The organism is Variovorax paradoxus NBRC 15149 (genome assembly GCF_001591365.1).
Classification (GTDB): Bacteria; Pseudomonadota; Gammaproteobacteria; order Burkholderiales; family Burkholderiaceae_C; genus Variovorax; species Variovorax paradoxus.
In genome coordinates, this window is the sequence record NZ_BCUT01000010.1 from 1 (window position 1) to 12747 (window position 12747).

A 12747-nucleotide genomic window follows, 5' to 3' on the forward strand; every position below is an offset into this window, starting at 1 on the left:
TTCTTTGCAGCTTTAAAAAGCGCGTCATCTTGCGGTGACGCGCTTTTTTTATTCCAGCAGACAAAGATCAGATATTGCGGATGCCCGAGGAGTCCATCTCCGCCGCACCTGCGCCGATCAGCTCGTGTAAGACGTCCCCGGCCAATTGCTCCAATTCCACGTCGGCAAAGAAGCGCGAACGAACGATATCCAGATACGACGTGCTGCAGACCCAGGCTTTCCAGTCGTCAAGGGCAATGGACTGCACCTCCAGCAGCTTGAATTTCATCAGCACCTTGATGGCGTGCCGCGCATGCTTCACGGGATCGCGCTGAAGACCCTCGAGCCGGCGGCGCGCCGTGGCCAAGGCTTTGCCGACATCGCCAAAGACCGAACCATGGCCCGGGATCACCCGCAGCGGCCCCAGCGCCTCGATCCGATCCAGCGTCACAGCCAGATCGCCGAATGACGGTTCGCCCACGAGTTCGGGAAAGGCGACGCCGAAGCCGTTTTCCCACAGGGCATCCGCCGAGATCAGCGTCCGTGAAGCGGGATCGAAGAGGATGATCGAGTGGGGATCATGGCCAGGCGCGCCATGCACCTGCCACGGGATGCCGCCGAGCATGCATTCGGTTCCCGGCTGCAAGAGGCCGGTGAACCGGAATCGCGGACAGGTCTGTCCCGTCGCAAGAAAACTCAGACCGCCCTCATCCCACCGTTCCACCAATGCCGCCTCGCCGGGTGGAATGTCCGTCCGGATCGCCGGATAGCGCTGCTGAAGGGCCGCATTGCCACCGCAATGGTCGCTGTGCAGATGCGTATTCACGATCCGGTCGAGTGGCCGGGTTCCCAGCGCCGATTCGACCAGCGCCCGGGTCTGATCGGAATGCGTGGTGTACCCGGTGTCGACCAGCGCGGTTTCGCCGGCCCCGATGAACAGAATGTTGTTCGACGACAGCCAGCCGCGCTCGAAGACCACCAGATTCGCCGGCAGCCCGGCGGCGGCGCGATCGTTCATTCAGGCGCCCGCGCTGGTGCGCAATTCGCGCCGCAGGATCTTCCCGACATTGGTCTTCGGCAGCGAGTCGCGGAATTCGATGTGCTTGGGCCGCTTGTAGCCGGTGAGCTGTCCATTGCAGTATTGCAGCACGGCTTCCTCGGTGAGCGCCGCGTCCTTGCGCACGACAAAGACCTTGATCGCCTCGCCCTGCTTCTCGTCGGGCACACCGACAGCCGCGCACTCGACAACGCCGGGACACAGCGAAATGACGTTCTCCAGTTCGTTCGGAAAGACGTTGAAGCCGCTCACCAGGATCATGTCCTTCTTGCGGTCGACGATGCGGCTGTAGCCATCCTCCTGCATGACGGCAATGTCGCCGGTGCGCATGAAGCCATCGGGCGTGAAGGCAGCGGCGGTCTCGGCGGGCTGGTTGTAGTAGCCGGTCATGACGTTGGGCCCCTTGATGCAGAGCTCGCCCGGCGTGCCGACGGGCAGGGAGTTGCCTTCGTCGTCCTTGATGGCGATCTCGATGCTGGGCAGCGGCAAGCCGATGGTGCCTGTGAAGCTGGTGTTCGACACCGGGTTGTTGGTGCCGATCGCGCAGGTCTCGCTCATGCCCCAGCCTTCGATCATCGGGCAGCCGGTGGCCTCGAACCAGCGCCGTGCCGTGCCTTCGGAGGCGGCCATTCCGCCCGCCTGCGAAACGAACAGCGTGGAGAAATCGATCGACTTGAACCCGGGATGCATCAAGAGCGCATTGAAGAGCGTGTTCACCGCCGGCAGCATGTGGAAGGGCCGCTTCTTGAGCACCGCAATGAACTTGCCGAAATCGCGCGGATTGGGAATCAGCGTCATGTGCGAGCCCTGGCGGATGACCAGGAGGCAAAGCGTGAGCGCGAAGATGTGATAGAGCGGCAGCGCCGCGATGCTGTTGACCTTGGCCAGGTCGCCCGCCCGCGACAGCGCCGGCGTGAACCAGGCCTCCGCCTGCAGCGTGGCCGCGACGATGTTGCGGTGGGTCAATACCGCGCCCTTGGACAGGCCCGTGGTGCCGCCGGTGTATTGCAGGAACGCGATCGAATCGAGCGTGCTCTGGTCCGGCGCCAACGCGCGCCCGCGCCCCTCTTCGATGACCTTCGAAAAAGGCGTGACAGTGCGGCCGTTGCCCAGGGGCAGCTTGTACGGGGGCACCATCTTCGCCAGGTGGCGGACCGCCACCGTGATCCAGGCGCCATAGACTCCGCCGAGCAGGTCGCCCATCGAAGTGACGACCACGTGCTTGACGGGCGTGCGCTCGATCACCTGTTCCAGCGTCGCGGCGAAGTTCTCGAGGATGACGATGGCCGTGGCGCCCGAATCCTTGAGCTGGTGCTCGAGCTCGCGCGCCGTATAGAGCGGATTGACGTTGACGCAGGTGTAGCCGGCGCGCAGCACGCCGCACATCGTGACCGCGAACTGGGGCACGTTGGGCAGCATGATGGCGACCCGCGCGCCGGGCTCGAGGCCCAGCGATTGCAGCCACGCGCCCAGGGCCTTCGACAGCGTGTCGAGCTCGCCATACGACATCCAGCGCTCCATGCAAACCGAGAACGGCCGATCGGCATAGCGGGCGAAGGCCTCGTCGAACATGTGGGGCAGGGACCGGTACTGCCCGGGGTCGATCTCGTGCGGCACGCCGGCCGGATAGTTCTGTCGCGCGGATGTCTGCATGCAAGCTCCTTTTGCGCGGATTGTGGGAGCCAGACACATCTGGCCGCCAGCGGGCTTGTCCTAGGAGCAGGGCATGCGCTGTCGCGCACGCGATAGTGAACCGCAGCGCATGCATGCCGCCGCAATCACTTCGAAAGGAGCGTTCAGGCCCGGCCGGACTCGCCCGGCAGCAGCACCCCGGCCGGAATGTCGGGCAGGGCGTCGAGCGCCTGGTAGAGCGGCGTGAAGTCGGGAGCCGTGAGGTCGAAGAGCTGCGCGAAGCTTTCGATCACGAAGTAGTTGCTCTGGTAGGTGTCGATCTTGTAGCTCGTGCGCATGGTGCGCAGCAGGTCGAGCGGCAGCCGGTGCGGCTCGCCGCTGCGCACGGCGTGCTGCAGTTCGCCGACGGAACTCAGGATGCCGGCGCCGTAGGCTCGCAGGCCGTCGGGCTGGCGGATCAGGCCGAACTCGACCGTGTACCAGTACAGCCGCGCGAGCTTCTCGCCCGCGCCGAGCTCATGCGCCTTGATGCCTCCCTGGCCATAGCGCTGCACGTAGTCGGCAAAGACCGGGTCGAACAGCATCGGCACATGGCCGAACAGGTCGTGGAACACGTCGGGCTCGACGATGTAGTTGAACTCCTCGGGCTTGCGGATCCAGTCGGTCACCGGAAACTTGCGGTTTGCGAGCAAGGTGAAGAACGGCAGCTCGGGAATCAGCCCCGGCACCGCCACGATTTCCCAGCCGGTGGCGCGGTGCAGCCGCTCGTTGATTTCCTCGAAGCGAGGGATGCGGTCCTTCACGCCCAGCAGCGGCAGCGCCTCGATGAATGCGTCGCAGGCGAGGCCCGGCAGCTGCGCGGCCTGCCGTTCGTAGAGCCGCTGGTAGGTCTCGTGGTCGGCCGGCGTGTAGCTGGCCCAGTCCTGCGGGCAGGTGTAGTCGGCAAGCACCGCCCCGCCGCGCGAGTAGTCGCCGCGCGGCGGACGGTCCGAAGCGCCGTAGACGGCGGACGTGACGACAGCAGCTGCTGCAGGGGTGTCCATGGGAATGCTCTTTCGGTTTATTTGAGCCAGCGGTCCATCACGCGCTGGAAGTCGCCGCCGGCTTGCTGCAGGTGCAGCCATTGGTCGACGTAGGCCTTGAAGGCCACGTCGTCGCGCGGCAGCATCCAAGCCATTTCGCCGTATTGCAGCGGCTTGTCGGGGTTGATCGCGCACAGGCCCGGCTTGAGCTTCTGCTGCGTGATGGCTTCGGCGGATTCGGTCACGAACACGTCGGCGCGGTTGGCAAGGATCTCGTCGAAGATCGTCACGTTCTCGCCGTGCAGCGTGAGCTTGGCTTGCTTGAAGTTGGCGCGCGCAAAGCGCTCGTTGCTGCCGCCCGGATTGAAGATCACGCGGGTGGAAGGCTTGTCGATGTCGGCCACGCTCTGGTACTTGGCAACGTCGGCGCAGCGCGCAATGGGCGCCTTGCCGTTCACCATGTAGGGCGCGCTGAAGAAGGCGCGCTTTTGCCGGTCGGTGGTCACGGAAACACCGCCCACGGCGATGTCGCACTTGCCGGCGCCGAGGTCGGGCAGCAGGTTGGCCCAGGTGGTCTTGACCCATTCGGGCTTGGCCCCGAGGCTGGCGCTGAAGCCCGCCATGAGATCGACGTCGATGCCCTCGAACGAGCCGTCGGCCTTCTGGAAGCTGAAGGGCTTGTAGTCGCCCGGCGTGCAGATGCGCAGCGCTGCAGCCTTCTGCACCGCGTCGAGGTGCGAGCCGCCCGCCGGGGCGGCCGGCGCCATGGCGCAGCCCGAAAGAAGAACAGCGGCGGCTGCCGCGGTGAGGGTCAAGCCGATCGAGAACGTGCTGCGCATGGAGGCTCCTGGCCAGTGAAAAAGGCGCTTATTTTGCGGCCGTCAGCACGCCGCGGCGCATCTGGTCGAGCTCGATGCTTTCGAACAGCGCCTTGAAGTTGCCGTTGCCGAAGCCGTCGTCGCCCTTGCGCTGGATGAACTCGAAGAAGATCGGGCCGAGCTGGTTCTCGCTGAAGATCTGCAGCAGCAGCGCGTCCTTTTTGCCGTCGATCAGGATCTTGCGCTTCTGCAGCTCGGCCACGCTTTCGCCATGGCCGGGAATGCGCTTGTCGACCAGCTCGTAGTAGGTGTCGATGGTGTCGAGCAGGGTGACGCCGTTGGCGCGCAGCGCGTCGACGGTCTCGTACAGGTTGTCCGAGCCCATCGCGATGTGCTGGATGCCTTCGCCGCGGTACATGTCCAGGTACTCCTGGATCTGGCCGGCCTGCTCCTTGCCTTCTTCATTGATGGGGATGCGGATCTTGCCGCAGGGGCTGGTCATGGCCTTGCTCTTCACGCCCGTGACCTGGCCTTCGATGTCGAAGTACTTGATCTCGCGGAAGTTGAAGAGCTTCTCGTAGAAGCCGGCCCAGACGTTCATGCGGCCGCGGTACACGTTGTGCGTGAGGTGGTCGATGTAGGTCAGGCCGTTGCCCTTGGGCGCCAGCGCATCCTGCGAGGCCACGCCGGGCAGCGGTTCGAAGTCGACGTCGTAGAAGCCGATGTTGCCGATGTCGCCCGGCTTCGCGCCGTTCTTGCCGGGCCAGCGGTCGACCAGGTAGATCAGGCTGTCGCCGATGCCCTTGATGGCGGGAATGTTCAATTCGCCCGGACCCGCCTTGTCGGCAAAGCCCCAGGCGCCGAGCGAGATCGCGCGTTCGTAGGCCTGCTTGGCGTCCTGCACGCGGAAGGCGATGGCGCAGACGCTCGGGCCGTGTTCGCGCGCAAAGCGCTGCGCGAAGGAGTCGGGCTCGGCGTTGACGATGAAATTGATCGTGCCCTGGCGGTACAGCAGCACGTTCTTGTGGCGGTGCCGCGCCACGGCCTTGAAGCCCATGCGCTCGAACACCTTGCCCATTGCGACCGGGTCCGGCGCCGCGTATTCGATGAATTCGAAGCCATCGGTTCCCATGGGGTTCTCCCAGGGCGTGAAGGGGGGCGCGTCGGTGTGGCTCATGGGGTCTCCAGAAATGGGGTTCGAATGAAGGAAATAGCGAACGGGGTGGGCGAGAACGACCAGTGCTGCACTGTAGAGCGGATGCCGCTCACGTTTTCAGCGTTATTGGGCGCCGAAGAGAGCTGAGACGCAGTAAAACTGCGAAAATGCAGCCATGGAAGCACTAGACAAGATCGACAGGCTCATTCTGCGCACGCTGCAAGCAGACGGGCGCGCCACCTACGACCAGATCGCCGAACAGGTCAGCCTTTCCCCGAGCGCCGTGCTGCGGCGCGTCAAGCGGCTGGAGGAAAGCGGCGTCATCGACCGCTACGTCGCGCTCGTGCGCCCCGAAGTCATCGGCCTGGGGTTGACCGCCTATCTCAATGTGCGCCTCGAAAAGCACACCGAGACCCACAAGCGCAACCCCATGGACCTGTTCCGCGCCAGCGTCCAGACCTGGCCCGAAGTGGTCGAGTGCGCGGCGCTCACCGGCGAGATGGACTACCTGCTGCGCGTGGTGGTCGCCGACATGGGGCATTACAGCCGTTTCATCATGGACACCCTGCTCAAGCACCCCAGCGTGGAGGATTGCAAGACCAGCTTCGTGCTCGACCGTGTCAAGGCCACAACAGCCGTGCCGGTTTAGCCAGCTGATGGTTGCGTGAACGACACGCTCTCTGGTATTGGTTCACAAATGTTGCCCGAAAGTACCCCTGCAGGCTTGGTGTTTAAGGGAAAACCCTTATATTTGAGCCATGCTTACCGCCAAGACCCTCCTGAAGGCGTCTCTCGGCCTCGGCTCTTTCCTGAAGGCGCCGATGGTTGAGGCGCAACCGCGCGCAGCCTCTGCGCCGCAACCCGTCATGGTGCCGATCCGCTCGATCGGCCCGCGCGAGCGCGACCGCATCGCCCAGCACCTGCTGGCGCTCACGCCGCACGACCGCTACCTGCGCTTCGGCTACGCCGCGGGCGACGAGCAGGTGCAGCGCTACGTCGACGGGCTCGATTTCGAGCGCGACGAGCTCTTCGGCATCTACAACCGCCGGCTCGACCTGATCGCGATGGCCCACCTCGCGTTCGCGCCGGACGCGCAGCACAGCGACTGCGCCGAATTCGGCGTGTCGGTGGCCGCGCATGCGCGGGGCCGCGGCTACGGCGCGCGGCTGTTCGAGCGCGCCGTGGTCGTGGCGCGCAACGAAGGCGTGGGCATGCTCTTCATCCATGCGCTGAGCGAAAACGCCGCCATGCTGAAGATCGCCCGCAACGCCGGCGCCACCGTGGTTCGCAGCGGCTCGGAATCCGAAGCCCACCTGCAGCTGCCGAGCGCCACCTTCGACAGCCGCATGAGCGAGATCGCGCTCGAGCAGTACGCAGCGGTCGACTACCACCTCAAGACCCGCGCCAAGCAGTTCTGGGCCTTCCTGGCCAGCCTGCAGGAAGTGCGCAGCGGCATGCGGGACGCGCGCAGCAAGTCTGCCCCCTGAATACCTGAAAAGCGCCCCTGGCGGCCACGCGGTAGAGCCTGTCACGCGCAATCCGGTATCCTTGTATCTCTTCAACTACGCCTCCCGCAGTGGCCGACCCTCACCCTGAACGCGCACCCGTCGAACGGGAAGACAAGCGCGGCTTTCTCCAGAAGCTGGCCGAATTCATCCACCCCGGTCCCGACTCGCGCGACGAGTTGATCGAAACCCTCGCGGACGCCGAGGACAACGAGGTGATCGGCGCCGAATCGCGCGTCATGCTCGAGGGCGTGCTGCGCATGGCCGACATGACGGCCGGCGACGTGATGGTCGCGGCGCCGCGCATGGACCTGGTGAACATCGACGCGCCGTTCGACGCGCTGCTGCACCTGGTCATCGACACCGCGCACTCGCGCTTCCCGGTGTACGAGGGCGAGAAGGAAAACATCATCGGCATCCTGCTCGCGAAAGACCTGCTCAAGCTGCAGCGCGCGCCGGGGCTCAACATCCGCGCGCTGCTGCGGCCCGCGACCTTCATCCCCGAGAGCAAGGGCCTGAACGACCTGCTGCGCGAGTTCCGCGGCAACCGCAACCACCTGGCGATCGTGATCGACGAGTTCGGCCGCGTGGCCGGCCTCATCACCATCGAGGACGTGCTCGAGCAGATCGTCGGCGAGATCGAGGACGAGTTCGACATCGCCGAGGACGAGGGCGACATCTTCGGTCTGGCCGACCACACCTACCGCGTCTCGGGCGACACGCCGATCGAGCGCGTGGCCGAGGCCTTCGGCATCGTCTTCGACGAAGAGCAACTGAGCGAAGACTTCGACACCATCGGCGGGCTCATCGCGCACGAGATGGGGCACGTGCCCAAGCGCGGCGAGCACCACGCGATCGGCGGCTTCGACTTCGTGGTGCTGCACACCAAGGGCGGGGCCGTGCGCTGGTTCAAGGTGTCCCCGGCCCGCGGCAGCGACGCGGCCGACTGATGCCGCTGCCGGCAGCGGCCACGCTCCGCACGTCTCCCGCCTTTTCCGCCGTGGGCCTGCTGCGCCTGCTGGGCTTTGCCTTCGCGGGCCTCGCCCAGGCCGCAGCCATTGCCTGGCCTGCGAACGGCCGGCCGCTGTGGTGGCTGCAGCTTGTTTCGCTGGCGGTGCTCGTCGGACTGCTGGACTGGCTGCGCGCCGAGGGTGCGGGCTGGCGCCGCGCCGGGCTGCATGGCTGGCTTTTCTCGACCGCCTGGCTCACCGGCAGCTTCTGGTGGCTCTTCATTTCGATGCACACCTACGGCGGGCTGCCGGCGCCGCTCGCGGCCATTGCGGTGCTCTCGCTCGCGGCGGCGCTCGGGCTCTATTACGCGGCGGCCTGCGCCTGGTTCGTCGTTCGCGGGCCGCGCGGGCCGGTGGCCGGGGCGCTGGTGTTCGCCGCGCTGTGGACGCTGGCCGAGCTCGTGCGCGGCAGCTGGTTCACCGGCTTTCCCTGGGGCGCGGGCGGCTATGCGCATGTCGACGGGCCGCTGGCGGCCTGGGCGCCGTGGATCGGCGTGTACGGCATCGGCGCAGTGGCTGCGCTGGTGGCCGCGCTGGTGGCGCTGACCCGGCCCGCGCGCGGCATCGCGCTCGCGCAGGCCCTGGTACTTGTCGCCGCTGCATTCGCCGCGCCGCACCTCGTGGCACCGCTGTCCGGCGACGCGCAGGGCGCCAGGGGTTCGAGCGGCAAGCTGCAGCTCGCGCTGCTGCAGGGCAACATCCCGCAGGACGAAAAATTCATTCCGGGCGGCGGCATCGACCTGGCGCTGCGCTGGTACGGAGAGCAGCTGCGCGATGCCAAGGCCTCGCTCGTGGTGACCCCCGAAACCGCACTGCCGCTGCTGCCGCAGCAACTGCCCGAGGGCTACCTGGAGGCGATCCAGGCGCGCTACGGCCAGGGCACGCAGGCGGCCATCGTCGGCCTGCCGCTGGGCCGCCAGGGCACCTACAGCAACGCGGTGCTCGGCTTCCAGCCCGGTGCGGCGCAGCCCTACCGCTACAGCAAGCATCACCTGGTTCCGTTCGGCGAATTCATTCCGCCGGGCTTTCGCTGGTTCATCCGCATGATGAACATCCCGCTCGGCGACTTCGCGCGCGGCGGCCTGGCGCAGGCGCCCTTTGCCTGGCAGGGCCAGCGCATTGCGCCGAACATCTGCTACGAAGACCTGTTCGGCGACGAGATCGGCGCCAACTTCAAGGACGAGGCCACGGCGCCGACCATCCTGCTCAACGTGAGCAACATCGCGTGGTTCGGCAACTCGGTGGCCATCGACCAGCACCTGGCCATCTCGCGCATGCGCTCGCTCGAATTCGCGCGGCCGATGGTGCGGGCCACCAACACCGGCGCCACGGTGGTCATCGATGCCGAAGGCCGCGTCACGCACCAGCTGCCGCGGCTCACGCGCGGCGTGCTCGAAGCCTCGGTCGAGGGCCGCACGGGGCTCACCCCCTTTGCGCGCTGGGTCGCGCACTTCGGGCTGTGGCCGCTGTGGATTGCGGCGATGGCCATCGTGGCCATCGCCTTCGTGCTGCGCCGCCGCCAGGGCTGACCCGGCGGCGTCCCCGTCGTCGTCAGACCTCCGCCGGCACCGCCTTCACGGGCCAGTCGCGCAGCTTGCCCGGGTTCAGCAGGCCCATCGGGTCGAAGCGCTTCTTCATCTCGATGACCTCGGGCGGCAGCGGCCCGCCCGCCTTGCCGTCCTCCACGATGTTCACGTGCGGGTTGTTGATGTGCACGCCGCGCGCGCGGTGGATGCCGATGATCTCGGCGAGCCGCTCCTCGGTGCTGAAGCGCACCAGCTGCAGCCCGCTGCAGGTCATGAGCCCGGCCACGTTGCGAATGAACTCGGTGTGCATCATCACCTCGCCGCCCAGCAGCTGCTCCATCTCGATGATCTGCTCGACGTGCCGGCCCGGCACGAAGCCGCTCTGCAGGTAGGTGAGCGAGGGGTCGACCTTGAGCGCATGCAGCGTGGTGTGGTTCCAGGTGAACTCCATCAGCGTGCGGTTGCTCTTTTGCACCTCGGCCGCGGTCCTGCGGTAGCTCACGGTGCCGGCGTGCGCCTCGGCCAGCTGCTGCATGGCCGGCTCGCAGGATTCGGCCACCAGCGACAGTACCGTGTGGCAGCCCTTGGGCAGGTGCGCCGCGAGCTGCGCCAGGTGGTCCGAGATCGGCGCGGCGAAGAAGGCGATCTCCCGCTTCACGATGCCGGGCGCATTCGCGAGCTTGTCGGCGAAGTGCAATGCATCCGCGAAGCTGTCGAAAGTCACCAGCGTCTCGAGCCAGGGATGCGCCGGTGCCAGTGCGATTTCCAGCTCCAGCACCAGCCCGTTGGTGCCCCAGAGGTGGTGCATGCGCATGGCCTCGGCGCCGCGCAGCTCGATCACCTGCGGCTCGGGCTCGATGGTCATCGCGCGGATGCCCAGCACATTGCCGGGCGCGCCCAGCGGCCCGTAGTTGATGGAGCCCACGCCGCCGAAGCCACCGCCGAACAGGCCGCCAAGCGTGGCGCTGCGGTAGGTGGAAGGCATGCTGCGCATCTCCTGGCCCGAGGGCTTGGTCTGCTTCTCGAGCTCGCCCAGGCGGATGCCGGCCTGCGCGCGGGCCACGCCGGGCTGCATCCACAGGAAGGCGTTGTAGCCGGTCATGTCGAGCACCACGCCACCCGCGAGCGGCGTGGTCTGGCCGTAGTTGCCGGTGCCGCTGCCGCGCAGCGTGATCGGTACGCCGCGGCGCGCGCAGGCACCGACCACGGCGCGGATCTCGTCCTCGGTGCGCGGACGCACGGCCACGTCGGCGCGCTTGTCCTTCAACTGTCGGTTGAGCACGGGGCTGAACCACGAGAAGTCCTGCGACAGGCGCGTGACGCGGCCCTCGTCGGTGATCCAGTCGAGGCCGGGCAGTTCGAGCCGCAGCTCTTCGATGGCGGAAATGGAGGCGGTCATGGTCAAGGTTCAATCCTGGGAAAGTTCGCTCGCGTGCCACGAGCCCAGCGCCAGCTTGGTGAGCCAGGCCATCAGCACGAAGAGCGCGACGCCGGTCAACGAGATCAGGAGCAGGGCCGCGAACATGCGCGGGATGTTCAGCTGGAAGCCGGCCTGGAGGATCTGGTAGGCCAGGCCCGCGCCCGAGCCGCCGGTGCCGGCCACGAATTCGGCCACCACCGCGCCGATCAGCGCCAGGCCGCTCGAGATGCGCAGCCCGCCAAAGAAGTACGGCAGCGCGCTCGGGATGCGCAGCCGCACCAGCTGCTGCCAGCGCGTCGCGCGGTTGAGCTTGAAGTAGCTCTGCAGGTCGGGGTCGATGCTGCGCAGGCCGAGCGTGGTGTTGCTGATGATCGGGAACAGCGCCACCAGCGCGGCGCACACCGTCATGGCCGCCACCGGGTTCTTCACCCAGATGATGATGAGCGGCGCCACCGCCACGATGGGCGTCACCTGCAGCAGCACCGCATACGGAAAGAGCGCGGTCTCGATGCGCTTGCTCTGCACGAACAGGAACGAGATCAGCACCCCGGCGACGGTGGCCAGCAGGAACGACAGCAGCGTGATCTTGAGCGTGACCAGGAGCGCGCTGCCGAGCGGCGCCCAGTCGGTCACGAGCGTCTGCACCATGAGGAAGGGCGAGGGCACCAGATAGGGCGGCAGTTCCATGGCCACCACCATCCATTGCCACAGCGCGACCAGCACCACGCCGATGAGCAGGGGATAGAGCACGCGCTGCACGCGCGGCTGGCTCAGGAGGGGCGGGCTTTTCATCGTGCGTGCTCCTCGTCGCCCTGGCTCGCGCGCAGCAGGCTGTCCTGCAGGCGCCTGGCGTGGCGCGCGAATTCCGGCGTCACCATGAAGTCGGGTGTGCGCGGGTAGGGCTCGTCGATGTGGAACTGCTCCACCACGCGGCCCGGCCGCGCGGCCATCATCACCACGCGGGTCGACAGGAACACCGCCTCGTGGATCGAATGCGTCACGAAGATCACCGTGAGCTTCTTCTTGCGCCAGAGGTCGAGCAGGTCGGCGTCGAGCTTGTGGCGCGTGATCTCGTCGAGCGCGCCGAAGGGCTCGTCCATCAGCAGCAGATCGGGTTGCGTGACGAGGCCGCGCGCGATCGACACGCGCATCTGCATGCCGCCCGAGAGCGCGCGCGGCAGTGCATCGGCAAACTTCTCGAGCCCCACCAGCGCGAGCGATTCCATCACCCGCGCGTCGGCCTCCTTGCGTGGCACGCCGGCCAGGTCGAGCGGCAGCCGAACGTTGGTGCGCACGCTGGCCCACGGCATCAGCGTGGCCGACTGGAACACGAAGGACAGCTTGTGCGGGCAGCTGTGGATCTCCGCCACCGGCTTGCGCCACACCAAGAGCCGCCCGTCGCTCGGCTCGAGCATGCCCGCCACCATCTTGAGCAGCGTGCTCTTGCCGCAGCCCGAAGGCCCGAGCAGCGTGACGAATTCGCCTTCGGCGATCGACAGGTCCACCGGCAGCAGCGCCTGCGTGCCGTTGGGGTAGGTCTTCTCGGCCGAGAGCACTTCCACCGCGGGCACGGCAGGCGCCGCGGGCGGCGCGAGGGTGTGGGGTTCGATGCGGTTCATGGG

At 66.9% G+C, this 12747-nt stretch carries 12 protein-coding genes; 4 read left to right on the forward strand and 8 right to left on the reverse strand.

Features of this window, described 5'->3' with window-relative positions; all coding sequences use genetic code 11:
* Positions 1–67: 67 nt before the first annotated feature.
* The 5 genes from VPA02S_RS30630 to hppD all read right to left on the reverse strand — a co-directional run bounded on the left by VPA02S_RS30630 (position 68) and on the right by hppD (position 5685).
* Entirely contained in the window at positions 68–997 is a 930-nt protein-coding gene (locus VPA02S_RS30630; RefSeq protein WP_062367276.1) for an MBL fold metallo-hydrolase, read from the reverse strand.
* Positions 998–2689, reverse strand: coding sequence for an AMP-binding protein (locus VPA02S_RS30635; protein ID WP_062367278.1), 1692 nt, complete (start codon positions 2687–2689; stop codon positions 998–1000). It lies immediately after the preceding gene.
* A gap of 143 nt (positions 2690–2832) precedes the next feature.
* Positions 2833–3711, reverse strand: a complete 879-nt coding sequence (phhA, locus tag VPA02S_RS30640; RefSeq protein ID WP_062367280.1) for a phenylalanine 4-monooxygenase — start codon at positions 3709–3711, stop codon at positions 2833–2835.
* 17 nt (positions 3712–3728) lie between these two features.
* Entirely contained in the window at positions 3729–4529 is an 801-nt protein-coding gene (locus tag VPA02S_RS30645; protein WP_062367282.1) for a transporter substrate-binding domain-containing protein, read from the reverse strand.
* A gap of 28 nt (positions 4530–4557) precedes the next feature.
* Positions 4558–5685, reverse strand: a complete 1128-nt coding sequence (gene hppD, locus VPA02S_RS30650; protein ID WP_062367284.1) for a 4-hydroxyphenylpyruvate dioxygenase — start codon at positions 5683–5685, stop codon at positions 4558–4560.
* Positions 5686–5839: 154 nt separating this feature from the next.
* Here hppD and VPA02S_RS30655 point away from each other — a divergent pair, with 154 nt between their 5' ends.
* From VPA02S_RS30655 to lnt, 4 genes are all read left to right on the forward strand, one after another.
* Positions 5840–6313, forward strand: a complete 474-nt coding sequence (locus VPA02S_RS30655) for an Lrp/AsnC family transcriptional regulator (RefSeq protein ID WP_015867526.1) — start codon at positions 5840–5842, stop codon at positions 6311–6313.
* A 109-nt stretch (positions 6314–6422) separates the two neighbouring features.
* Positions 6423–7151 (forward strand): GNAT family N-acetyltransferase, encoded by a 729-nt coding sequence (locus tag VPA02S_RS30660; protein WP_015867525.1) that lies wholly within the window; start codon positions 6423–6425, stop codon positions 7149–7151.
* Between the two features lie 89 nt (positions 7152–7240).
* Positions 7241–8119 (forward strand): CorC family transporter, encoded by an 879-nt coding sequence (locus VPA02S_RS30665; protein ID WP_015867524.1) that lies wholly within the window; start codon positions 7241–7243, stop codon positions 8117–8119.
* Entirely contained in the window at positions 8119–9708 is a 1590-nt protein-coding gene (gene lnt, locus VPA02S_RS30670) for an apolipoprotein N-acyltransferase (protein WP_062367286.1), read from the forward strand. Before VPA02S_RS30665 ends, lnt begins: the two co-directional genes overlap by 1 nt.
* Before the next feature lie 22 nt (positions 9709–9730).
* On the opposite strand, the gene VPA02S_RS30675 is transcribed toward lnt, so the two are convergent.
* The 3 genes from VPA02S_RS30675 to VPA02S_RS30685 are packed head-to-tail and all read right to left on the reverse strand — an operon-like array spanning position 9731 to position 12744.
* The gene (locus VPA02S_RS30675; protein WP_027729577.1) at positions 9731–11104 is read right to left on the reverse strand and encodes an FAD-binding oxidoreductase; all 1374 of its coding nucleotides are present in this window, start codon (positions 11102–11104) and stop codon (positions 9731–9733) included.
* 9 nt (positions 11105–11113) lie between these two features.
* Complete coding sequence (locus VPA02S_RS30680) at positions 11114–11917, reverse strand: ABC transporter permease (protein WP_015867521.1); 804 nt, start codon at positions 11915–11917, stop codon at positions 11114–11116.
* Entirely contained in the window at positions 11914–12744 is an 831-nt protein-coding gene (locus VPA02S_RS30685) for an ABC transporter ATP-binding protein (protein ID WP_018907087.1), read from the reverse strand. The genes VPA02S_RS30680 and VPA02S_RS30685 overlap by 4 nt, the downstream gene beginning before the upstream one ends.
* Between the last annotated feature and the right edge of the window lie 3 nt (positions 12745–12747).